This window comes from Chryseobacterium sp. NFX27, assembly GCF_049887855.1.
Classification (GTDB): domain Bacteria; phylum Bacteroidota; class Bacteroidia; order Flavobacteriales; family Weeksellaceae; genus Chryseobacterium.
The window spans coordinates 1-22816 of the sequence record NZ_JAGEKK010000011.1; the positions used below are offsets into that span (position 1 = coordinate 1).

Below are 22816 nucleotides of genomic sequence, written 5' to 3' on the forward strand. Positions count from 1 at the left end.
CTTTAAAGACTATTTTTGATTTACTTAACACACAGCAAATTAATCAATTTGCAAAAACTGGGAAAGCTTTGAGCTTTCCTTTTTTGCGCATAAAAAAAGAACTGTCTCACTTTTGAGACAGCCTCTTCATTTCCCATTTAATATCCTAAAAGAAGGGATAAAAGACAGCGCAGAATTGAATTATTGATCTTAAGGTTTACATAGTTTCAAAAGATTCATACTGGAGATCAGCCTCCGTAATCTGTGTATTTAATGGATTGTAAGCATCCGGCTCCGGCATTTCTGCGAGTACTTTAGAATCATGGACCAGTTTTCCTTCCGTATTATACATTTTTATGATGATCCATTTTCCGCTGCGCTCCAGTTCCTTTAAACCGGATTCAGATTTGTACTTAAGCTTTCCGGTCTCAAAGACACCGTTTTTTACCACTGCTTTATTGGCAGGTTTTCCTTTGACATACTGTACAATCTGTGCTGTGAAACCGTCACCCTGCTCAACCGGATGGCTGTAAGTACAGGCAACAGCTCCGTTTTCATCATAAACGGTAGAATTGTACACCGTCTGATCAGCATTGATTTTTGTTTCTGTTTTTAAATTTCCCTCCAGCCTGAAAGTCTTCGACTGCATTAAAACACCGTCTTTATAATGCTGTTCCATAAGTTCTTCGTACAGCGAACCATGATAAGGCATATCATCTTTATACGTCACAGAACCTTTTAGCTGTCCGTCCGGGTGGTAATATCTGATTTCCTGGATTACCTCATCTTTTAACACCTGCTCGGAAGATAATTTCCCATGCTCATCAAAATATGTATTCAGGACCGTCAACCCGTTTTTATAAACATTAACAGCAGTGAATCCGGAAAAATCATAATTAAACACATACTCTTCTCCGTCCTGCGGTTTGTAATAATCAGTTTCTTTATCATAGCTGTAGGTAAGACTTCCTATCTGCTTACCCGTTTCATCATATGTTTTTTGATAGCCTCCTTTTTTATTTTTCTTTTCTTCCTGCAAAATTCCTCCTTTTTGGGAGTAGATGGTGCTTTCCGTTACCTTTCCGTCTTTAGTTTGCTTTTCGATTTTAGAGACCTTCATTGGATTCTGATAATACTCTACGGTCACTTTATTTCCGGAATCTGCGGAACTGTTGGAACCAATATATCTTCCTTTTTCGTCATAAAATTTAGTTTCAAGCAACCCTTTACCGTCACTAATGACTTCATAACGGATTCCTTTAATATCTTCATCATACACTATTGTTTTGAAACTATCGGGAGTTTCATAGGTTGTAATAATGTTATAATAAGACATTTCCTCAGGGTCTTTATAGCTGTATATTTTGCCTGTAAACGTACCGTCCGCATTATAAATCAGATCTTCCAGAGGCCTTCCCTGCTCATCAAAAGTCTTGGCCGGCCCAATTTGCTGACCTGCAGAATAGGTTCCTGTGCTCAGGACTTTACCTTCAGGATTGTACCAGGTAATTTTACCTTCATAGATTTCGCTGCCCGGTGTAGCATCCGAAACAAGACCTTCCATCTGAAGGGTTCCGTTTTTATAAAAGTCTCTGATTAAAGTAAGTTTTCCTTTATTCTCGGTTTCACGGTAAAATTCCATTTTGTCCTGAGTGGTTTTCTCCCAGTTTTCATCAAAATAGATTTTCTGCTGTGCCCCTGCGTGAATGTTTATGATCAGGGCGAAAGCCGCTGACATCAATAATTTTTTCATGTTTTTAAAAGATTAAGATAGATGCACGAGCTATAAAAAACAGCTCTGTCACCGTTTTATATTATATTTTCCAACAAAGGAAAAGTTTCATCATTGTGTTTTTTTTTGTCCTGAAATGACTGAACAAAGATCTGTAAAATCACCACTGCAGAAAATCCCTGCTTTCAGCTAATTTGTGGGAATGATACCTGTCAATAAAAAAGGAACGCTGCATGATAATGCAGCATTGAAGCAGACAAAACAAATCGATTTACACTACGTTTCCTACTGTGAAGTCCACAAAATAACGCCATATAAATCATATGGCGTTATTGTTATATTTATCTCATAATCAAATCGATAAAAATAAAAGACTGAGTTTGAAAATTTAATAAAGTATTTTCCGGCCTTCGATTTTTACCATATTTTCGCTTTCCATTTTCTTAACGGTTCTTATGACCGTTTCAACACGTAATCCTGTAAGGTTGGCAATCTGCTGTCTGGTATAAGGCACCTGAAAAGTCTGGTTACGGTCATTACACTGAGTTGCCTTTAAATAGTCCATAACCGTTTTGATCTTAAACTGTGGATCTGTAGATGAGATATTAAAAAGCATTAAATATTTGTAATAAAGCCGATCCGCCATGCATCTGAACATGTCCATCATCACATTCTTATTCTGATGAATAAGCGAGAAGAAATCTACCTGAGAGAGTTTCAGAATGGTACATTGTGTTTTAGCAACAGCGCTCATAGGATAAGGCTTATCATTAAAAAGCAATGATTCTCCAATACTTTGCCCATCAGAAAGAATATTCTGCGTGAATTCTTTACCATCCTCATGGTAATTATTGAGCTCTACAACACCATTAACAATTTGAAAATAAAATTTAGCAAAGCTTCCTTCACTAAAAATAGTTTCATTGGGTAAATAAGTTTCATATTCACCTCCATAAGCTAACAAAAGGTCTTCACTGATTATCATATCTTAAAATTTTATTGTTAAGTAATGAACATCTTAGTAAGAATTGGTGCTTTTCCAATATCAAAAAGCAAGCCATATTCATTTATTGTTGAAAAAAAATTTAAACAAAAAAAATTAAACGGATTATGATCGAGATAATAATGCAAATAAGGGTTGTTTACTAATTTTATGAAAGATTAGTATGCCTGATGGTAAGCATTAAACAACGCGGTTTTATAATAGCAGGAATCAATCTGCCTCCTTAAATAACTGCCTGTAAAAGCATTAAAGCATGCATTTCCGGTCTCCTGTTAAAATAACCGTAATATAACTGATCTGTTTTTGGTGCCATTATTGGAGGATAATCAAAACAATTCCAAATATCAATTAACATGAAAAAGCACATCATTATTGTTGGTGGAGGATTTGCAGGAATTAATCTTATTAAATCCTTAAAAAATGACGATCGGTTTCTTATTACTCTTGTTGATAAGAACAATTATCATTTCTTTCCTCCTCTTATTTACCAGGTGGCTACTTCTTTTATTCAGGCATCGAATATCAGCTATCCTTTCCGGAGATTATTTTCAAAATATAAAAATGTGAATTTCCACATGGGAAGCCTCCTTAAAGTTAATCCCGAAAACAATACCATAGAAACAGATACGGGAAATCTGGCCTATGATTATCTGGTTATTGCATTGGGTACTGAATCTAATTTTTTCGGGATGGATAATGTACAGCGATGTGCACTTCCCATGAAAAGTATTGAGGAGGCACTTTACCTGCGAAACCATATGCTGCTTAACCTCGAGGAAGCTGCCAGAAATAAAGACCCGAAAACAGCAGAAAAGTTACAGAATGTGGTTATAGCAGGCGGCGGACCTACCGGTGTGGAACTGGCAGGAATGATCGCAGAAATGGGAAAATATATTGCTGAAAAAGAATATCCCGAGATCAGGCTCAGTCTTTCCAATCTGTATCTGATTGATGCACTGCCTACCCTTCTTTCCCCAATGAGTAAAATGGCGCAGGAAACTTCCTATAAGACTTTACAGGAGCTTGGTGTAAAAATACTTCTTAATGTTTCTGTAAAAGACTATATCAATAATCAGGTACTCCTGTCCGACGGAACATCGATAGATACTGAAACCCTGATCTGGACCTCAGGAGTTATAGGACGGGAAGTTCCCGGAATTCCGGAAGATAAGATAGGAAAAGGAAGAAGAATTCTGACCGATGAATACAACAGGGTTGAAGGAATGAAGAATATCTATGCTGCAGGCGATATCGCTCTTCAGTTAACGGATAAAGAATTCCCGAAAGGACATCCCCAGCTGGCCCAGGTGGCCATACAGCAGGCTAAAAATATGGCTAAAAATTTCATCAGGATCGAAGAAGAAAAAACACTTATTCCCTTCAAATATAATGATAAGGGCAGTATGGCGATCATTTCAAAATTCAATGCTGTGGTAGATCTGCCTAAATTTTCTTTCAAAGGTTTCCTGGCCTGGCTTACATGGCTGTTTATCCACATCATTCCGCTGGTAGGGTTCAGGAGCAAAATCAGGTTAGCACTGGATTGGTTCCGGCTGTTTATCACCAATAACCCCTCCATCCGTTTAATTCTTTATCCAAAAAGAAATACAAGCAAACAACAATAATACCTGCCTAAAAAATAGAGTATGAAAGATAAAAAGAAATCCCCATTTTTTGGGAAAACAGTGGTGATCACAGGAGCATCCAGTGGTGTGGGAAAAGCGACTGCAGAAGCTTTCGCTAGAGAAGGCGCTGACCTGGTTCTTGCTTCGCGGGGTGAAAAAGCCCTGACAGAAACCGCAGAAGCCTGTAGAAAATACGGCAGCATGGTACTTACCCTTGTTACCGACACCTCAGTTCCGGAAGACGTTTACCACCTGGCAGAAAAAGCATTTATTCTGAATAACCGGATTGATTACTGGATCAATAATGCAGGAGTCCTGTCATTTGGAAAATTTGAAGAAACTCCCATTGAGGTGGTAGACCAGGTGATTAAAACCAATCTTTTGGGCTATATACATTCGGCACACGCTGTACTGCCGATTTTTAAAAAGCAGAAAAGAGGAGTTCTTATTAACAATATTTCCATCGGCGGATGGATGCCCGCTCCCTACGGAACAGCATACACCGCTTCAAAATTTGGCATCCGGGGCATGGTAGAAACCCTTCAGGGAGAGGTATCCGACTATCCCGACATTCATATCTGTGCCCTGTATCCCGGGTTTCAAAAGTCTTCAGGAATAGAGCATGCAGCTAATTATTCAGGGATAAAACTGAGTACGCCGCCGCCGTATTTCGATCCCCGGGATCTGGCTAAAACTATTGTTGAGGTGGCCAAGAATCCAGTTGATTCCAGTTATCCCGACTGGTTTTCTGTAGTATTTAAAAATCTGTATACTTTTTTTCCCGGAACGATCAGAAATGTATCTTCATCGCTTATGAGGCTTGTCATGAAAAAAGCAAATACAGATAAGGATACGTCAGGAAACGTCCTGGAACCCTCAACAGGAAATATGGGTATTGACGGAAGATCGCTCCTTCCTTCAGAAAGAACATTCAAAATAGCGGCAGCAGGAATTGTCGGACTGGGCATAATCGGCGTTCTTTTCTCGCTTAAAAATCCCAAAAAACTGAATGCTTTAGCAAAAGATTTTTTAAAAGTCGATGCATAAGCCTGACTGATAAAAATAAGTTTGAACCATTAAGACCATCACAAAAAAAATAGAGTATGAAAACAGAAGAAACAGTAGCTGTCCTCAATGACCTTCTGCATATTACCAATGACAGGATAGAAGGATTTGAAAAAGTTGAGGGGAAAATCTGGGAAATGTATCCTGGAATAAAAGATGAGTATGACCGTATGATCTCACAGTCTAAGATCATGAAAAATGAGCTGATCAACCTGATCAATGAAAAAAACGGAAAACCTGAGGATTCTACTTCTATTGCCGGAGCTCTCCACAGAACATGGATAGATGTTAAAAATTCATTCACTCTGGGAAATCTCGAAGAATCTACCTTAGAAAATGTAATCTTTGGTGAAAAAGCGGCTATTGAGGCATATCAAAAGGCTCTTGACAGTGGAGATCTGTGTGAAAAAAGTGAAAAAATTGTTTCGGAACAATTACACAGCCTGAAACTGTCTTATCAGCAGTTTAAAAAGATTGAAGAATATAAAAAGAAAGAATAAGGATATGAAAATTTAAGTTCAGAAATCACACACCAAATCTTAAATAACATGGAAAAAGAAATCACACGAAGAAATGCTATAGGAAAAATAGCAACAACAATTGCTGTGGCTGCCGTTGCTCCAAGTGCTTTTGCCCAGTCACGAAAAGATTCCAGAAATGCCACAGGACCGGACCTTACCGATCCTACGACAAAATATCCCAAACCTCCGTTCAAAAGACAGTTTCAGCCTTTCCCGGGATTAGCCAGTAAAATGACACCTGTTCCGGATCACGGGGAGGAAAGTTATGTGGGCTCAGGAAGATTAACAGGTCGAAAAGCATTGGTTACGGGAGGAGATTCAGGGATCGGACGCGCCGCAGCTATCGCTTATGCAAGAGAGGGAGCAGATGTCGCCATCAATTACCTTCCTGAAGAGGAGCCGGATGCCGTACAGGTTATTGAATTGATTAAAAAAGCAGGACGAAAAGCAGTAGCCATTCCGGGAGACCTCCGCGACGAATCGTTTTGTAATAAGCTGGTTGCACAAGCGGTACAGCAATTGGGCGGACTGGATATCCTGGTTAATAATGCAGGGCATCAGAAAACCCATGAATCCATCCTCGACATCAGTACGGAGGAATTTGAAAGAACCATGAAAACCAATATTTATGCCCCGTTCTGGATCATCAAAGCAGCCTTGCCCCATCTGAAACCCGGTTCATGCATCATAGGACTATCTTCCGTACAGGCCTATGATCCTTCGGCTGACCTGTATGATTATGCCCAAACAAAAGCTGCCACAACAAGCTATGTAAAGTCTCTGGCCAAACAATTGGGACCGAAAGGGATACGGGTAAACGGTGTCGCACCCGGCCCGGTTTGGACCGCACTTGAAATCAGTGGCGGACAAACTCAGGAAAAAATTGAAAAATTCGGTGGTGATACTCCGTTGGGCAGACCCGGCCAGCCTGCTGAACTGGCATCTATATTTGTTCAGCTGGCCGCCAATGATGCCAGCTTTGCAACCGGACAGATCTATGGTGCTGCGGGAGGAAGCGGACAGCCTTAATTTAAGACATACCAATATTGAAGCCACCTCCAGGGTGGCTTTTTATTCGATCACAGTTAGTCTTTTTACAGTAAAAAGCTTTTATCTAAAGTTCAATTCTATGCAAATCCTTTACCGTAGGACCAGTCAGCATTTTTCCATTGACATTGAACCTGGAGCCATGGCAAGGACAGTCCCAGCTTATCTCTGCACTGTTCCAGTGTACTTCACATTTCATGTGTGGACAGGTGCTTTTAACAAGATGTATTTTCCCTCCGCTGTCTTTATATACGGCATAGGATTCGCCTTCATATCTCACCACTTTAGCCTCACCTTCAGTAAGTTCGGTCAGTGAATTTATCTTCTCAATAAACAGCTTATCTTTTACAAAATCCAACACTACGCTGGCCTGCTCTTTTACAAAATTGGCAAAGCCGGCAACCGGCTTTATTCTTCCCGGATCGAAAAGTTCTTTATACTTACTGGTCCCGGTTAAGATTAAGTCTCCAAGAATTTGTGAGGAAATAGTTCCAAAGATCATCCCGTTTCCCCGGAATCCCGTGGCTGTATAGATGTTTTTGCATCCCGGCAGTAGTCCGATATAGGGAAGTCCGTCAGCGGGCTCATAGTATTGGCTGGACCAGCTGTAAACAGCGGTATCTACCTCAAAATGCTCTCTCACATAGTTTTCTAATTTTGAAAAGCATTCTCCGGTATCCTCCGTATGCCCTGTTTTATGGTCTTCACCACCGGCAATAAGCAGGTTTTCACCGTTTACTTCCTGAATTCTGTAGTAATGATAAGGGTCTGTAAGGTCATATCCGAGATCTTTAGGATAATGCTCCCCTTTCAGGCTGAATGCGATGGCATAGCTTCGGTAAGGAGCATTCATCAGATGCAGGACACTCACCCCGGGTGGAATATGGGTGGCATAAATAACATGGCTTGCACTTATATTTCCTTTTGAAGTCTGCAAAACTACTGAATTCTGCTGTTCTTCATGCCCTTCACAAACACAGTCTTCTACGAGTGTCCCGCCAAGGCTGACAAATGCCTCTGCCAGACTCCTGATATATTTAATGGGATGCAACTGTGCCTGATTGGGAATAACAGCCGCTTTTTTGAATGAAAAAGGAAAAGGAATTTCATTGGTAAACGTCATCTGGTGCCCCACCTGTGATGCTCCTTTTACAATATCTTCCAACTGTTTTTCCTGCTTTTCATCCAAGGCAAAAAGGTAGGCTGTCTTGCTTTCAAAATCACAGTCGATGTTAAATTCCCTGATGTTATTCCTGATGATATTTTTGGCTTCAATGCCCACATATTTCAGGAGTTTTGCGTTATTTAAACCAAAATCCTTAATGGCCTGGGCATAGGTGGTATCAAAGAAGTCATTTAAGTGAGCCGTGGTTCCGCCGGTGGTTCCAAAACCAATGTTGGCAGCTTCCAGAACAATACACTTCTGACCTTCTTTCTGTAGTCTTATTGCGGCAGAAATGCCGGTAATACCGGCTCCAACGATGGCAACATCATAGTGTTTTTCCAAGGCTGGATCTAAAGAAAACTTTTTAATTTCCTCCTGCCATATGCTTTTTCTGGCTCCATCCCTGTTCATCACTATTTAACTTTTAAAGTGTCACTTTTTATTCTCAGATCGTTTTGCTTCTGTGCTTCATCATCGTCTACTTCACAACGGCAGGCGGCTAAACTCGCAAGGCAAAATGCCATTAAAATGATTGTCTTCATAATTTTTTGTTAGGTTTGTTCTATTATTTATTGTTGGAATAAAGGTTTTTTATTTTTCAGTAACCGGTTTCTGCATTTCTCCCATCCTGTAAGCAGCCATATCATCTGCTGCAAGGTTGGACATGGCTACTGTGAGCTTATTTTTGAATCCTGAAATTATTTTATCATCTCCGTTCATTAAAGCATTATAGCCGTCTATTGCCACCTCCTCGGGGCTTGCAAGACTTTCTTTGTCCTCCAGGATTTTACTCCTGTTCATATCAGCTTTATTGAAAAAGTCTGTATCTGTAGGGCCCGGCAAAAGGGCCGTTACGGTAATTCCCGAGTCTTTTAATTCTTCTCGGATCGCCTCAGACCATGATAAAATGAAGGCTTTTGTTCCATGATAAACGGAATGCCAGGGACCGGGGGCTTTGCTCGCAATGGAAGCAAGGTTTAAGATCTTTCCAGATCCTTTATGCAGACGGTCTTTTAAAAACAGCTTGGTCAACAGAATAACCGAGATAATGTTCAGATTGACAATATTGATCTCCCGGTGAATATCTGTATCCTGAAATTTGCCATAAACGCCCTGTCCGGCATCATTAACAAGAATTTCAGGACTGATCCCATTGAGCTGCAGTTCCGAATACAGCGAGTACACCTCATCCTGCAGGAATAAATTTTTTGAGATGGAAATAACATTCACGCCATAAGCTTTGAACTCTTCAGCTTTGTTCTTCAGTTCTTCATGATTTCGGGCCACAATCACAAGATCATAGCCGTTTTTTGCAAACTGTTTGGCGAGCTCATATCCTATCCCACTTGTTGCTCCGGTGATTAAAGCATATTGATATTTACGTTCCATAGTTGATGATTTTAAATTAACAGCTTATTCATTGAATAAATCGGCATAGTAAATGGGCCTTCAATTTTTTTATATTTAAAACTCTGAAAGTTTCCAGGGGTCAAGAACGACTTTTACACATCCGTCCTGTTTTTTGTCAAAGATTTCGTATCCTGTAGAAACATCTTCAAGGGAAAGACGGTGCGTAATAATATCATCCAGTTTTACACGGCCACTCTGTACATGATCCATAAGTGTATCAATAATAGGATGTACATTACACTGGCCTGCTTTTATAGTGATTCCTTTGTCGAAAATCTGTCCAAGCTTAAAATTGTCATAATTTACCGGGTAAACCCCTAAAACTGAAACAGTTCCGCCTCTTCTTACGCTGCTCATACAGGCTTCGAGGACTTTTATGGATCCTTTTTCAAAATTCAAAACGGCTTTTGCTCTGTCCAGCAGGTCTCTATCAGGTTCAAATCCTACGGCATCTATGCATAAATCGGCACCCCGGCCGTCTGTCATCTCTCTTATCTGCTGAATAACATCTTCAGCATCTTCCCATAACACCGTTTCACAACCTGTAAGCTTTTTAATCTGGTCAAGCCTGTACTGCAGGGTATCAATAACGATCACTTTTCCTGCATTATGCAGAATGGCACTTTTTGCAGACATGGAACCTACTGGTCCCGCCCCGAAAATAGCTACAGTTTCCCCGCCTTTTAATGCCCCCCACATCACTCCTGTATAGCCCGTGGGAAAAATGTCTGTCAGAAATAAAACCTGCTCATCACTTAGGCCTTCAGGAACTTTCCGGGGTCCGAAATGTGCATAGGGAACCCTTACATACTGAGCCTGTCCGCCGTTATAGCCGCCATACAGATCAGTATAACCGAACAATGCTCCTCCTTTTTCAGTAAGAATACCTCCTTCAGGGCCGTAATGCTCCGGATTGCTGTGCTCACATGCCGTAGGAAGGTCATGCTGGCAGAAATAGCATCCGCCACAGGCAACAGGAAACGGGATAACGACACGGTCTCCCACTTTCAGGTGGCTGATATTTTTTCCGGTTTCCTCAACGATTCCCATGAATTCGTGTCCCATAACCATGGGCCGGAGCTGAGGAATGCCTCCGGAATACATATGCAGATCACTGCCACAGATCGCCGTTGAAGTTACTTTGAGAATAATATCGTTGGGGTCTTCAATTACAGGATCATCTACAGTATCGCATGTGATGATTCCGGGTGAGTGAAAAACTGCTGCTTTCATAATGTCAATATTTAGGGTGTGAAGGGTGTGTTCAGACAATATATATCTGGTAGTTTCCGGATTAAAATGCCATATAGATTTTGAAATCCATATGGCATGATGTATTATTTTGATTTAATCTTCCTGTTCTGCATCAAAGTTGATGAAGGTTTCAGCAATTTCGGTAAGATTGTAATCTGTATCTTCTTCTTCCTGAAGTGTTTTTTCGAGCAGGTCTGCAGCCTTATCGTGACCCATGGTAATGGCAAGCTGAGCCAGGCCGCCGTAGGTTGCAATCTCGTAATGCTCTACTTTCTGCGCAGCAATAATCAGAGCAGCATCTCTGGTCATAGAGCCTTCTTCTGTAGATTTTATAACCTCCTCGCCTTCTTTTATGATTCCTTTTATTGCTTCACATTCTTTTTTTGCTGGAGTCTCATCGATCAGCTTAAAGACTTTTTCCAAACGGCTTACGTGCTTTTTGGTCTGAAGCTGGTGGTCTTCAAATGCCTCTTTCAGTTCTTCGGTTGTTGCTGCTTCCTGCATTTTTTCCAGGGCATCGATGATGGCATTTTCTGCAAAATAGATGTCTTTAAGAGCAGTCACAAAGAATTTGTGCAGCGGAGAATTTTTCATTTCGTTTTTGTCTACTGAAGCATTATCTACTTTCATTTTCTTATCTGCAGCAGATGTGTTTGCAGTGCCTGCAGATGTGGCTGTGCTATTTTCTGTTGTTTTTGTTGCCATGATATATGTATATGATGTGGTGTTGAAATTAAATTAAAAGATTACCTCTTTATAAAGCTGTAAAGAGGTAATCTAAAAAAATTATGAATTATTACGTCTGCCTCCAAATCCTGATCTTCCTGAACCGGAGGATCTTCCGCCACCATGAGAAGCTTGTCCTCCCATACGGGCAATCCTGGTACGCTCAGCTTTACTCATGGATGCAAAACCTCTTCTTGAAGTTCCGTTTCCTGAATTTCCTGAGCCGGAACCACGACCTGATCCACCGCCGTTTCCTGATCTTGAGCCTGAACCTCTTGAACTACCGCCTGAGCCTGATCTTCCTGAATTGGAATTGGAAGATCTGCCGCCACCGTGGGAAGCTTCTCCTCCCATACGGGCGATTCTGGTACGCTCAGCCTTACTCATGGATGCAAAACCTCTTCTTGAAGTTCCGTTTCCTGAACCTGAAGAAGATCTTCCTCTTCCTGATGAGCCGGATCTTGAACCAGAACCGGATCTAGAGCCTCCTCTACCGCCGGAAGTAAATCTTCCCTGGCTGTCTCTCTGCTGATTACCACCTCTGGAACCTCCTCGTCCTCCTGAGCTTCCACGCCCTCTGTTATCATCTTCGTCTTCGTCATCATCATATTCTTCATCGTCATAATCTTCATCATCCTCGTAGTCGTCATCATCATAATCCTCATCGTCATAGCTGTTTTCATAATCATCATAATAATCCTCATAATCAGAGAAATCATCATCATAATCTTCATCTTCGGATGCATCGTTATAACCGTGGTCATAACCTAACTGATAAACTTCCTCTAAAGTAGATCTTTCACTGTTTGAAGAATTACTTCTTGAACTACGATTGTTTGAATTTCTAGTGTTCATAACTGAATGTTTTAAATAATTAATATATAAGTGATGTATTGCAGTTCTTAACTAGTATCAGAAAAGCAATGGTTTTGGTGTATTGATGATAATTTTATTAAGCTGAACAGCTTATATGTAACTTCCATTAAGGAAGAATCCGATTTTTAATCAGTTTGATATTTCAAATTTACAACAGAATAATTCTCTTGTTTATGACTCGCATCATATTGAATAATTTAATATAAAATTTTTCTGTTGATGATCTTCAGAATATTGTCCTTTTCCATCCGCTTGATGGTTTTTATCGCCGTTTCTACACGGATTCCGGTAAGAGATGCCAGCTGCTGACGGGTTAAAGGTATCTGAAAGGAGAAAAGACATTGTTTTTTCTGAAAGCTCTTGAAATAATCCATAATACCTTTCAGTCTTTCCTCCGGACTTTCCAAAGAGTTTTTCTGAAGCATGATGTATTTATAATATAAAGAATCAGAAAGGCCTTTACAAAAATCAAAATAAAGCTGAGGATCTTTTTCAAGCAGTCCTAAAAAATCATCTTTGTGCAGCCTTAGAATAGTACACTGGGAAACAGCAACGGCATTCATAGGATATCTCCTGTCACCAAACAGTAAAGATTCGCCGAAACTCTGGCCCTCAAAGAATATATTCTGAATAAATTCTTTTCCGTCTGTGTTGTAATTGTTCGCTTTCACCTCTCCGTCTACGATCTGATAATAGTAAAGAGGCATGCTCCCTTCATGAAAAATAGTTTCTTCGGGGTGGTATTGTTTTAACCCGGCACCTGCCGAGCTTAAAATTTCTTCGTCAATAATCATACTTTTTTTTTTACTGTTAATAAATTTTAACGATCATCTTAGCAAAATTTATTAAGGTTGAAAATCAGTATCAGCAATACTTGAATGTACTGCTGTGTCAGTATCCAATTAACTCTTCAGTCAGGAAAAGCTGTTATAGCCGTCAATAAATTAACCGGCTATTTCAAAGATACGGTACCTGGTGATGAAGTATCGGCCGCAATGGCATAGATTGGTTCCGCGGGATCCGGCTCCCCGGTAAAACTTTATGTCTCCCGGATTCCATAGGGACATTACCCGGCTGGGACTGAATATGAGATATTTTTTTCCGTGTGACGGCAAAAATATCTGCGTTATGCTGATGTGATGTAATAGATTTCATAATATTAAATTTTGTGCTGTATGTATTTCAAAATTACAACCCTATATGATGTATTTTTATGATTTACGTCATAAAAATAAATATTCCTCAACATAATCACGAATTTTAAATATTATTAAATAAAATAACATATTTTAACAACTACATTATTTAAATAAAAACCAAAACACAGCAATATTAATAATCAATCTTAAAAAAAACACATATTCATTGGGTATAAAGAAAGCCTTCCTGAGTAGGAAGGCCAGAATATATGGGGTCTAAAAAAAGTGTTTAAAAAGCTATAGAATTATTTTTCATTTCTTCTGTTTCCAGTACCGGAACCGTTATTGCACCAACTGAGATACCGGTTTCCACATAAGAAGTTACTTTATTTATTCTTGATTACTTATTCAAATTTATTCACTTATTTTTTTGCAGTTTATGAGCTAGATCACAAAGTGTATTTTTTTTAATCAACATGAATAAGGATAAAATTAAATGTTTCCACGTCCATTATTCGGCTAAAAAAACCATTCATCACAGTTTATTAATCAGACAAAAGTACCTTTCTGCTCTATCAGTTTTCCAGATGATTATTTTTTAAAAACTCTCCTATTTTATTCCATTCAATCTGTCCGGCAATGGAGTTGGAATTGGCATCAAAAACATGTTCCCCGTAAGGAATTTCGACATAGGAAACGGGAAGCTTCATTTCTTCTGTCTTTTTTACAAATTTTCGTGTAGCTTCTACGTTTACAACATGATCTATTTCGCCGGCAATAATGAATGTCGGGGAGATTCCTTCGGAAAGCTGGTCTATTAAGTTCAGCTGTGCATAGCGCTGTGGGAACTCGGTGGGTGAACCTCCGAGATATTTTCTGGCTGCATATTTGAGGTCAATATTCTTTTTTTCATCTATTTTCTGCCAAAGCTCTGATAGGCTGACAGGCGGATAAATAGCAATAACTCCAGCCGGAAGCGGAGGCTGTGAGGAATTATAAGATTTGGCAAAACCTTTCCTTAATCCTAAATCGGCCTGCATCACTAATGCTGCCCCTGCGGAGCCGCCTACCAAAACTATTTTGTTCGGGTCAACATTGAATTTTTCTGCGTTTTTCACAACAAACCCCATTGAAGTCACCACTGAATTTACCGCAGACTCCCAGTTGTGCCGGTCTTCTTTTCCTAAAGGATAATCGATGGAAAAAACGGTGTACCCATGATCCTTAAACCAGTTGGCAGCATACCCTACCTGGGTTCTGTTCCCCTCGATAAAAGCGCCTCCATGAACAAGAATAACGGGGATTGCAGGCACTGAAGATTTTCTTTCCGGACGGTAAACATCTATATGCTGCTGTTCATTGTAAATCGTAAGATAAGAATAGGTCTCTGTAGGTTTTACCGGCTCTCCAGAACTTTTTAGTCCCTGAGAAAAAGAAGCCTGGGTATTGTATTTCTTTGCCGTAGAAAACATGACGGCAGTGAAGTAAATCTGGGCAATAAAAAACAGAATGGAGAGGACCAAATTGGCTATCAGTAATTTCCTCCAGTATTTTCCATACCGGTAGAAAAGAAAACAGATGAATACTAAAACCAATCCTAAAACAACAAACTGTGAATTGAACTGCATGGCAAACGAACTGCTGTAACCGCTCAGAAGCATAGGTGCTTTCAGATACACTGAAATCATGGGAATAAGCAGTAATATCAGGATAATGAAGAGTAAAACTGCAAAAAATATAGGTAAGAACTTTTTCATGGTATTAAAATTTATAAGTTACCGTAAAATATCCGGAAGTGGGCGGAATGGCAATGGTAAAATAAGGCGTATTATCAGCCACTGCAGAGGCATATTCGGCCTGGGTAAAGTTTTCGAAGCCGGCAAGCTGCTGCTGAAGCGTTCCCGGCCTCTGGTAGCTCATCACTCCGTATTTATTAAATACATTGTTCACATTAATGAGCATGCTTAGATTTTCATTTAGATTGTATCCTAGCCCGAGGTCAAACTGTGAAAATGCAGGCAATTTGTAAACGTTGGTATTACTGCCTTCCCTTTCCCCCATATAATTCCAGGTTACAAATCCGAATGCTTTACCCACTTTCAGATTGGGAGTGATATTGGCCATAATTTTCGGTGTATAGGCAATGGTAGTTCCTGAATAGGAAAATACGGTATCATCCGAAGGGCCGGGAGCGCTTCCCAGGTTCCATAAATAGCCTTCCTTCACTTTCGGGTCCTGCAGTGTAAGCACAGCCCTGACGCTGAAATTATCGGTTGGTCTTATATTGGTTTCCAGTTCAATTCCATAGGTTTCATTTTTATTATACAAGGAAGGAGTTGTATAGAACCCGCCCTTCCCGTCGTCTGCCAGAAAGCTGTAGGGAACATTGCTCAGTAAGCTGTAGAAGGGGGTTACAAAAGCATCAAAATACGTTGTTTTAGCCTTAAATCCCATTTCCATCTGCTGCGTTTTTCTGGATTGCGGATCGAGTAAACCTATTGTTTCCGGTCTGTTGGCTGCAAAGAACATATCGAGATCCGGAGATTTGCTGCCTTTGGAATATCTGGCGTAGACGGCAAGGTTGTTATTGAATTTATAGTTCACTGCAGCTGAATAGGAAAAGTTTTCCAGCTGTCTGCTATAAACAACATTTGTAAGTTTTGTCAAAGCATTGTTATTGTAAAGGGTATAGATGCTGTTATCTGTACCTCCGTTTTTATCGGAGAACAGATAAGTTCTGGTATTATCTCCTTTGATCCACACTTTTTCATACCGTATCCCCCAATCCAGTGTCAGGTGATCCGTTATATCCCAGGTATGCCCGAAAAAAACGGCTCCCTGCTGCTGTTTAGCTTTGAATTCGAGTAAATCTCCTGTGCTTCCGGCTGCCTGCGCAAAACCGTCATTATTGGTCAGCTGATACACCCCCGGTTTTGTAAAATCTAAAGTGGTAACCCCTGTTAAGCTTAAGGTCATCATTCTGGGACGGTTCTCTAAGGTGGTAAGTCCTATCCCATTAATTCCGGAAAACCTCCAGACATCGGAATAGCCGTAATAACCACCAAATGAGAAATTCATATTGTTCCATTTTTTATTAATGGTCAGCTGGTTCATAGATTCCTTCACTTTATTTTCATAAAAATTAAGGGCTGACATTAAAAATGAATTATTCTGAATAGACTGGCCCGGCAACTGATTCTTGGTGATCTGGTAAACAGGCAATCCTCCTGCTCCCAGGGCAGCATTCACACTGGCAAGCTCCTGGCCCGTAAGCGCATCTTTAAAGGAATAGGTTCCCACTCCCAGTCCGCCGACCAAAAAATAAGACGTCATATCATCCAGCGATGTGAGAAAAGAATTCCCTACGCTGTTCTGTACCACATCATTATCAGAATACTTGCTTGCCAGGAAAAGCTTCCAACCATTCCCAAGGTTATGGTCCCAGTTCAGTCCTACGGAACGGTATTTATTGCTGACCAGACGGCCTGAGTTATAATCTATATTTCCTCCATGAATAAAATCCGGAGAATTGTACTGTAATTTTGGGATCAGTAAGGACGAACTGCTGCTGAATCCTTCTGCGGGCTCAGGGTCTGTATAATTTCTTGTAGGAACCAATTGGGCATAACCATTTTTGTCATCAAGATATTTTAGAAATACTTTCAGACTTCCTTTACTGTATTTTTTTACAATGTTTGCTTTTACCTGCCCGCCATTATTAAACGGGTATCCGGCATATCTGGCTCCCAAATCGTAACGGTAAAATCCTCCGATATTAAAAAACCAGTTGTCTCCCAAAGGCCCGCCAAAGTTGGCATCAATTCTGTGGTATCCGGAATTATCTGCTCCCTGAACACCATATTTAGCCCGGATCTCACCACCGAATGTATTGCCGCCTGTTTTAGAAATATAATTAAAAATTCCGCCCGGTGCATTGGCAGCCGTAATAGAAGCAGGGCCTCCTCTCACCGCATCAATCTGAGAAATAGTGGCATCGGCTCTCAGAAAAAAGTCGGGACCGTAATTATAATAAGTGGTGTTCGTTACCGGCAAACCGTCTTCCTGCATAGATATGTATTCATAAGCAAAAGTACCGTCTGAAGAACCGGCACTGATCCCTCTTGAGCTTACATTATTCCTGATCTCTCCCAGAGATGAATTCACATAGACTCCGGGAACATTTTTGAGCAGGTCGGCAGCACTGTTGGGAACCTGCTTTTCAATGACATCGCTTTTCAGAACAGAGATCGCAACGGGCGCATTCATTCTTGTCCTTTTATCAAATACCCCGGTCATGATCACCTCATCAATATCTTTTGTTTTCACAGTGTCAGCTTCTTTTTTCTGAGCCGTTACACTGGAAGAGGCTGCCAGGAAAAGTATGGCTACCGTGATTTTTGTATTTAAAAATGTAGTCTTCATATTTTTATCATTAATTTGTGCCATACTTTTTAAGCCATTCCGCCACATTGCTGAATAACATCTGCTCATCTGCCGGTAATTTTGTAATGAGATGTCCTGCTCCGGGAACTACTACCAATTTGTACTGAACGCCTTTTGCTTTCAGAGCTTTTTCCAGGATATAAGCCTGCTGGATAGGAACTACTTCATCCTTATCACCATGAATAATCATTGTGGGAATCTGATTCACAAATTTTACAGGACTGGTTTTAGCATACGCTTCCGGGATAGCATCACCGGGATTCCAGACTGTTTTATTTCCTGACATTTTATCCAGAACCTCCAAAAGGTTAGCTGCTTTCACGTGCTTCAAGGTCTGAACATCTGTAAAATCCACAGGACCGCACATCTCTATAATGGTTTTGATCTGAGGATTTTTTGTGTAGCCATACATCAGTGAAACATGGGCCCCGGAGCTTCCTCCTGAAATTGAAAACCCGTTTTTTCTGGTATTCCACTCATTGGAATGGGAAGAAAGATATTTTACAACGTGATCAATATCCTCTAAAAGCTCAGGAAGATGGGTATCTGTAAGGTTGGCATAACGGTAGTTGAGATTGGCCACAGCAATTCCCTGTGAAAGAAGATACTCGGAAATTTTACCATCATATGTTCTGTCACCCTGCGTCCAGGCTCCTCCGTGTATGTTAACAAGAAAGGCAGTTTTCGGGCTTCTGTTTGCCGGGAGATAGATATCCATTACGTTTCTTTCGTGTGAACCGTATTGTATATCGGTAAGCTTTTCTTCTTTCTGGCTTACATAAGCTGTTTTGGCGTTTTCCGCTTTTTGTGTGGAGCAGCTTACCGCCAGTAATGTAATGGACAGGGCTGCGATTTTAAAATAATTCATTTCAGTTGTTTTTTTAAATTCTTTTTAAGTATTTTTCCTGTAGCGTTTAAGGGCATTTCGTCTATAAACTCTATGATTCTCGGATATTTATATTTGGCAATTCTTTCTTTTGTCCACAGCCTGATATCTTCTTCTGAAGCGTTGCTGTCTTTTTTTTTCACCACAAATGCTTTAATTTCTTCCCCCAGTTTTTCATCATCAATTCCGATAATGGCCACCATGGAAATATCAGGATTTCTCATCATCACCTCTTCTACTTCACGCGGATAAACATTCATTCCGCCCCGGATGATCATTTCTTTTTTACGGTCGACGATAAAGAAGAATCCGTCTTTATCTTTTACAGCAATATCTCCGGAAAACATCCATCCGTTTTTCAGAACTTCTTCAGTTTCTTCAGGCTTTTTGTAATAGGCTTTCATTACATTGGGACCGCGATAGATGAGCTCTCCTTTTTCACCAGCCGGGAGTTCATTGCACTGATCATCTACAATTTTTACCTCAACTCCCCAGATCGGAGTTCCTATAGAGCCAGGTTTACGTCCTATTGCCAGCTGGTTGAATGTCACCACGGGAGAACCTTCGGACATTCCATATCCTTCAATAATCGGAACGCCAAAACGGTTTTCAAATTCATCAATGATCTTTACAGGAAGGGAAGCCCCACCGGAAACGCAGATCCTTAGCTGTTTAATGATACTTCTGTTTTCTTCAGTATCTTCTTCATTCAAAAGCGCCCAATACATCGAGGGAACACCTGCAAAAATTTTGATATTAAATTGGGTAATGAGACGGTAAACCGTTTTTGCATCAAATTTTGGAAGCAAAATCAGATGGAGTGATCTCCGGATTCCCGCAAGCATCATTACTGTTAATCCAAAAATGTGAAACAGTGGTAAAACAACAAGCTGGGCTTCAAATTCTGCAGATGCAATAATGGTGGTACTGGCTTCTGCATTGGTGAAAAGATTAATATGTGAAAGCTCTGCTCCTTTTGGCTTCCCTGTAGTTCCTGAAGTATAAATAATGACGGCTGTATCCTCTGATGAGGTGATGTAAGATTCAAAATCTGTTTCTTCGTTTTTAATGAAATCGTCAAAATCCTGAATATCTTCTGCTATAGCTCCTATACTGATAAAATCTTTGCATGATGCACTTTTATCAAAGCCTTCTTTCCCGAACTTTCCAACAGGCATTTCCTCAGTTCCCGCAAAACACAGGAACATGGTACTGTCCGAATCGGAAAGCTGGTAAGCGATCTCCTCAGGTTTAAGAAAAATACTAAGCGGAACAACTGCTGCTCCGGTCTTTAATATGGCAAAAAAAATAACAGGGAATTGAAGAATATTAGGACAGAGCAAAGCAACCTTGTCTCCGTAACCTATTCCTTTTTTTGTCAATGCATTGGCCGCCTGGCAGACTTTTTCATGGAAAATTCTGTAGTTGACCGTAGTGTCTCCAAGACTTAAAGCTGGTTTTTCAGGATCTCTTCTTGCACTTTCTTCCACTAAAATTGATAAGTTCAGCATAGTTTTGTTCATATTTAGTTAATGTTGATATGAAAAATGCCTTGGCTAAAGGAAATTCCATATGAACTAATCTTAACTCCAAATTAATGATATGCTGAACAGCTGCTGACACGAAAAGGAAATTCCGTGATACGAAAAAGAAATTTTTTCAAAGTGTATAAGAATACAACCTCACATAAATGTCAGATATAGCAGACATTTACGACATTCTATATAAAATCGTTTAAGTTTTACAGACGTTCTTCGGAAGGAAGTTTTCCGAAATAGCGGAGATAAAGCTGGGAAAAATGTCCCCGGTTATTATAGCCGATGAAATCGCTGATCTCTCCCACTGATTTTTCGGTTTCCAGAAGCATGGACCGGGCTGTTTCCATCCTGGCTTTAATGATGTACTGATGGATAGGCAATTGGGTATAGTCCTTGAATCCTTTTTTGAGGTCGCTGCTGTTGAGTCCGCAATAACGGCTGATTTCCCTGATCGCCAGGCTCTGGAATGTGTTGGTATCCACAAAATCTTTAGCCAGTTTTATTTTGTCTTCAAATGCCTTCTTGTGCTCAAAGGTTTTTTCATCAGAAAGCAGGTAATGAATCCAGTAGCTTAAAAATTCGAGAATTCTGCTTTCGAGAATGATACTGCAGGAGGCATCATCATATGGAGTATCAAAAATAGTTTTAAGCTTATCCTGACTCATATAATTGCGCTGTGCATTTTCCAGCTTCTCTTTCAGCAGTCCGTTATCTTTTGGAAAGATACTTTTCGGAACAAAAATTCTTACCCCGTCAATATCTGTCGTATTATGCTCAAATTCTTTTTCATTATTGATAAAATTACTGCTGATCTTTCCTTCTTTGTTGATCCGGAAATCCATCATTCCGTTGTCGCCTACTTTATGTGGGGAATGGAAAATAGTTTCTTCGTGAAAATTCCAGGTTCCGCGGAAAAAATGAAAATTCCTTTTGTTGAAAAGAATCAGCTTCCCGCTTCCTAAATCCTCCGGCATCTCCAGAACAGTAGAGTTCAGGAAATCTTTATCACAAAATCTGTAATCCTTCATCAGACCTTGCTTAAATCCATCCGGTTCCAGATAAGGAAGGAGTAATTCCATACAACGGTAATTTATTGGTGTAAGTTAATAAAATTTCAAAACATGACAAATATCATGTTTTTTATTTGAAAATCTGCTGGGCAAACTGGTAGAGAGATCTTCTCCAGGTAAGCCATTCATGGCGGGTTTCAGGAGATTTGTATTGGAAATAAGGATAATTGTTCTTATTTAAAAAATCCGTTAATATTTGATTAAATTTAAAAAACATTGCATCTTCTTTTTCCCCGATTCCGATGAAGAAGTACGGCTTTTTCTTGGATTTCAGTAAGTTTCCGATGGGAAGTTCTTTAAAAGGTTCTGCCTCAGTTCCTTCATAAATCACAGGACTGAATGCTCCGATTGCGGAAAATGTTTCGGGATGAGAAGCCCCGATAAGCATAGCCTGATAACTGCCGCGGGAAAGTCCTGCGATGGCTTTTTTACCTGAAGTTTTATACTTTTTCTCAATATAAGGAATCAGCTCCCGGGTAACGATTTTATCAAGATTTTTGGAAGAAAGCACCGTTCGGGGATAGTTGTCCGGCATTTTTTCCTGTTCGGGGTTCAGTGCTACTCCATAGTCCATCACCACTATCATTTTCCGGGCTTTTTTCTCTGCGAAAAGATTATCCAGAATATTAAGGATATACCCTTGTTTCTCCCAACCTGTAATATCCTCTCCTGTGCCGTGGTACAGATATAAAACAGGCAATTTTTCAGATCCGTAACCGGGTGGAAGATATACTTTAAAGTTCCGCTGGGTCTGTATTATTTCTGATTGTAAACTGTCATTAACAATTGTTCCGTGTTTTACATTTTTTTCTAAAAAAAAGTCTTCTCCGGAAGAAACTTCAATTCCGCTGGTCGGCTGGCCGTACCCGAAATACAGCTGTGTATCGGGATCGTTCGTACGCTGCCCATCCACATTGAACCAGTAGTAATGAAAACCTATTTCCATTGGTGTTGTGGAAATGTTCCAAAAGCCATCTTTTTCTTTGGAAGCGGAGGATTTTACACTTTTCATTCCGTCGCCTCCATCTAAAATTACAGATTTTGCATCCGGGAAATAAACACGAAATTCTGCTTTTTTCGCTGCATCTATTTTCGGAAATTCTTTTCCCGGTAAAGCTGTTGAAGAAGTTTTATAGGCCTGAGAGAATACAATTGAAGAAAATAAAACGAGGATTAAAGGTGTTTTTTTTGAGTACTGCATTATTTTAATTTTAGAAGATGGGATTCACAGTCAGACGGCTTCCTGAAGAAAAGGCCCCTTTTATTTCTGTTATCCTACGTTATTACATCAATATTAAGGAAAATATTTTTTCTGTATTTAAATCTTTGGAATATTG

General features: G+C 40.0%; 18 protein-coding genes. 4 read left to right on the forward strand and 14 right to left on the reverse strand.

Annotation, left to right across the window (positions count from 1 at the left end; genetic code table 11):
- Positions 1 to 196: 196 nt before the first annotated feature.
- Together J4Q03_RS13435 and J4Q03_RS13440 are read right to left on the reverse strand one after the other, a co-directional pair.
- A complete protein-coding gene (locus tag J4Q03_RS13435) occupies positions 197 to 1732 on the reverse strand; it encodes a membrane-binding protein (protein ID WP_426048646.1) in 1536 nt (511 codons plus the stop codon).
- Positions 1733 to 2099: 367 nt separating this feature from the next.
- Positions 2100 to 2696 carry a Crp/Fnr family transcriptional regulator gene (locus J4Q03_RS13440; protein WP_426048647.1) on the reverse strand — a complete coding sequence of 199 codons (597 nt, stop codon included), beginning with the start codon at positions 2694 to 2696 and terminating at the stop codon, positions 2100 to 2102.
- A gap of 371 nt (positions 2697 to 3067) precedes the next feature.
- On the opposite strand from J4Q03_RS13440, the gene J4Q03_RS13445 reads away from it, so the two are divergent.
- Genes J4Q03_RS13445 through J4Q03_RS13460 form a run of 4 tightly spaced genes read left to right on the forward strand, consistent with a single transcriptional unit; the run spans position 3068 to position 6954 of the window.
- Positions 3068 to 4339 carry an NAD(P)/FAD-dependent oxidoreductase gene (locus tag J4Q03_RS13445; RefSeq protein ID WP_426048648.1) on the forward strand — a complete coding sequence of 424 codons (1272 nt, stop codon included), beginning with the start codon at positions 3068 to 3070 and terminating at the stop codon, positions 4337 to 4339.
- A 21-nt stretch (positions 4340 to 4360) separates the two neighbouring features.
- Positions 4361 to 5386: an SDR family oxidoreductase gene (locus tag J4Q03_RS13450; protein ID WP_426048649.1), complete on the forward strand. Its 1026-nt coding sequence runs from the start codon at positions 4361 to 4363 to the stop codon at positions 5384 to 5386.
- Between the two features lie 56 nt (positions 5387 to 5442).
- Positions 5443 to 5904, forward strand: coding sequence for a PA2169 family four-helix-bundle protein (locus J4Q03_RS13455; protein WP_426048650.1), 462 nt, complete (start codon positions 5443 to 5445; stop codon positions 5902 to 5904).
- 48 nt (positions 5905 to 5952) lie between these two features.
- Positions 5953 to 6954 (forward strand): SDR family oxidoreductase, encoded by a 1002-nt coding sequence (locus tag J4Q03_RS13460; protein WP_426048651.1) that lies wholly within the window; start codon positions 5953 to 5955, stop codon positions 6952 to 6954.
- An 85-nt stretch (positions 6955 to 7039) separates the two neighbouring features.
- Here J4Q03_RS13460 and J4Q03_RS13465 read toward each other — a convergent pair whose 3' ends face one another.
- The 12 genes from J4Q03_RS13465 to J4Q03_RS13520 all read right to left on the reverse strand — a co-directional run bounded on the left by J4Q03_RS13465 (position 7040) and on the right by J4Q03_RS13520 (position 22680).
- The gene (locus tag J4Q03_RS13465; RefSeq protein WP_426048652.1) at positions 7040 to 8548 is read right to left on the reverse strand and encodes an FAD-dependent oxidoreductase; all 1509 of its coding nucleotides are present in this window, start codon (positions 8546 to 8548) and stop codon (positions 7040 to 7042) included.
- Between the two features lie 180 nt (positions 8549 to 8728).
- On the reverse strand, positions 8729 to 9526 hold the full coding sequence (locus J4Q03_RS13470) for an SDR family NAD(P)-dependent oxidoreductase (RefSeq protein ID WP_426048653.1): 798 nt from the start codon (positions 9524 to 9526) through the stop codon (positions 8729 to 8731).
- Positions 9527 to 9601: 75 nt separating this feature from the next.
- Positions 9602 to 10780 carry a zinc-dependent alcohol dehydrogenase gene (locus J4Q03_RS13475; RefSeq protein ID WP_426048654.1) on the reverse strand — a complete coding sequence of 393 codons (1179 nt, stop codon included), beginning with the start codon at positions 10778 to 10780 and terminating at the stop codon, positions 9602 to 9604.
- Positions 10781 to 10894: 114 nt separating this feature from the next.
- Complete coding sequence (locus tag J4Q03_RS13480; RefSeq protein ID WP_426048655.1) at positions 10895 to 11506, reverse strand: ferritin-like domain-containing protein; 612 nt, start codon at positions 11504 to 11506, stop codon at positions 10895 to 10897.
- An 81-nt stretch (positions 11507 to 11587) separates the two neighbouring features.
- Entirely contained in the window at positions 11588 to 12382 is a 795-nt protein-coding gene (locus tag J4Q03_RS13485) for a KGG domain-containing protein (protein WP_426048656.1), read from the reverse strand.
- Positions 12383 to 12600: 218 nt separating this feature from the next.
- On the reverse strand, positions 12601 to 13197 hold the full coding sequence (locus J4Q03_RS13490) for a Crp/Fnr family transcriptional regulator (protein WP_426048657.1): 597 nt from the start codon (positions 13195 to 13197) through the stop codon (positions 12601 to 12603).
- 920 nt (positions 13198 to 14117) lie between these two features.
- Entirely contained in the window at positions 14118 to 15299 is a 1182-nt protein-coding gene (locus J4Q03_RS13495; RefSeq protein WP_426048658.1) for an alpha/beta hydrolase, read from the reverse strand.
- 4 nt (positions 15300 to 15303) lie between these two features.
- Positions 15304 to 17964 carry a TonB-dependent receptor domain-containing protein gene (locus J4Q03_RS13500; RefSeq protein ID WP_426048659.1) on the reverse strand — a complete coding sequence of 887 codons (2661 nt, stop codon included), beginning with the start codon at positions 17962 to 17964 and terminating at the stop codon, positions 15304 to 15306.
- Positions 17965 to 17974: 10 nt separating this feature from the next.
- Positions 17975 to 18853 (reverse strand): prolyl oligopeptidase family serine peptidase, encoded by an 879-nt coding sequence (locus J4Q03_RS13505; protein ID WP_426048660.1) that lies wholly within the window; start codon positions 18851 to 18853, stop codon positions 17975 to 17977.
- The gene (locus tag J4Q03_RS13510) at positions 18850 to 20382 is read right to left on the reverse strand and encodes a long-chain-fatty-acid--CoA ligase (protein WP_426048661.1); all 1533 of its coding nucleotides are present in this window, start codon (positions 20380 to 20382) and stop codon (positions 18850 to 18852) included. Before J4Q03_RS13510 ends, J4Q03_RS13505 begins: the two co-directional genes overlap by 4 nt.
- A gap of 230 nt (positions 20383 to 20612) precedes the next feature.
- Positions 20613 to 21488 carry a helix-turn-helix transcriptional regulator gene (locus J4Q03_RS13515; RefSeq protein WP_426048662.1) on the reverse strand — a complete coding sequence of 292 codons (876 nt, stop codon included), beginning with the start codon at positions 21486 to 21488 and terminating at the stop codon, positions 20613 to 20615.
- A gap of 61 nt (positions 21489 to 21549) precedes the next feature.
- Complete coding sequence (locus J4Q03_RS13520) at positions 21550 to 22680, reverse strand: alpha/beta hydrolase-fold protein (RefSeq protein ID WP_426048663.1); 1131 nt, start codon at positions 22678 to 22680, stop codon at positions 21550 to 21552.
- Positions 22681 to 22816: the final 136 nt, after the last annotated feature.

What these genes read in the sequence shown, in the direction of transcription:
- J4Q03_RS13500 (WP_426048659.1), bottom strand. Translation starts at nt 17,964, where the DNA reads ATGAAGACTACATTTTTAAATACAAAAATCACGGTAGCCATACTTTTC.
- J4Q03_RS13470 (WP_426048653.1), bottom strand. Translation starts at nt 9,526, where the DNA reads ATGGAACGTAAATATCAATATGCTTTAATCACCGGAGCAACAAGTGGG.
- J4Q03_RS13510 (WP_426048661.1), bottom strand. Translation starts at nt 20,382, where the DNA reads ATGCTGAACTTATCAATTTTAGTGGAAGAAAGTGCAAGAAGAGATCCT.
- J4Q03_RS13515 (WP_426048662.1), bottom strand. Translation starts at nt 21,488, where the DNA reads ATGGAATTACTCCTTCCTTATCTGGAACCGGATGGATTTAAGCAAGGT.
- J4Q03_RS13455 (WP_426048650.1), top strand. Translation starts at nt 5,443, where the DNA reads ATGAAAACAGAAGAAACAGTAGCTGTCCTCAATGACCTTCTGCATATT.
- J4Q03_RS13495 (WP_426048658.1), bottom strand. Translation starts at nt 15,299, where the DNA reads ATGAAAAAGTTCTTACCTATATTTTTTGCAGTTTTACTCTTCATTATC.
- J4Q03_RS13505 (WP_426048660.1), bottom strand. Translation starts at nt 18,853, where the DNA reads ATGAATTATTTTAAAATCGCAGCCCTGTCCATTACATTACTGGCGGTA.
- J4Q03_RS13520 (WP_426048663.1), bottom strand. Translation starts at nt 22,680, where the DNA reads ATGCAGTACTCAAAAAAAACACCTTTAATCCTCGTTTTATTTTCTTCA.
- J4Q03_RS13475 (WP_426048654.1), bottom strand. Translation starts at nt 10,780, where the DNA reads ATGAAAGCAGCAGTTTTTCACTCACCCGGAATCATCACATGCGATACT.
- J4Q03_RS13435 (WP_426048646.1), bottom strand. Translation starts at nt 1,732, where the DNA reads ATGAAAAAATTATTGATGTCAGCGGCTTTCGCCCTGATCATAAACATT.
- J4Q03_RS13480 (WP_426048655.1), bottom strand. Translation starts at nt 11,506, where the DNA reads ATGGCAACAAAAACAACAGAAAATAGCACAGCCACATCTGCAGGCACT.
- J4Q03_RS13465 (WP_426048652.1), bottom strand. Translation starts at nt 8,548, where the DNA reads ATGAACAGGGATGGAGCCAGAAAAAGCATATGGCAGGAGGAAATTAAA.
- J4Q03_RS13445 (WP_426048648.1), top strand. Translation starts at nt 3,068, where the DNA reads ATGAAAAAGCACATCATTATTGTTGGTGGAGGATTTGCAGGAATTAAT.
- J4Q03_RS13460 (WP_426048651.1), top strand. Translation starts at nt 5,953, where the DNA reads ATGGAAAAAGAAATCACACGAAGAAATGCTATAGGAAAAATAGCAACA.
- J4Q03_RS13450 (WP_426048649.1), top strand. Translation starts at nt 4,361, where the DNA reads ATGAAAGATAAAAAGAAATCCCCATTTTTTGGGAAAACAGTGGTGATC.
- J4Q03_RS13490 (WP_426048657.1), bottom strand. Translation starts at nt 13,197, where the DNA reads ATGATTATTGACGAAGAAATTTTAAGCTCGGCAGGTGCCGGGTTAAAA.
- J4Q03_RS13485 (WP_426048656.1), bottom strand. Translation starts at nt 12,382, where the DNA reads ATGAACACTAGAAATTCAAACAATCGTAGTTCAAGAAGTAATTCTTCA.
- J4Q03_RS13440 (WP_426048647.1), bottom strand. Translation starts at nt 2,696, where the DNA reads ATGATAATCAGTGAAGACCTTTTGTTAGCTTATGGAGGTGAATATGAA.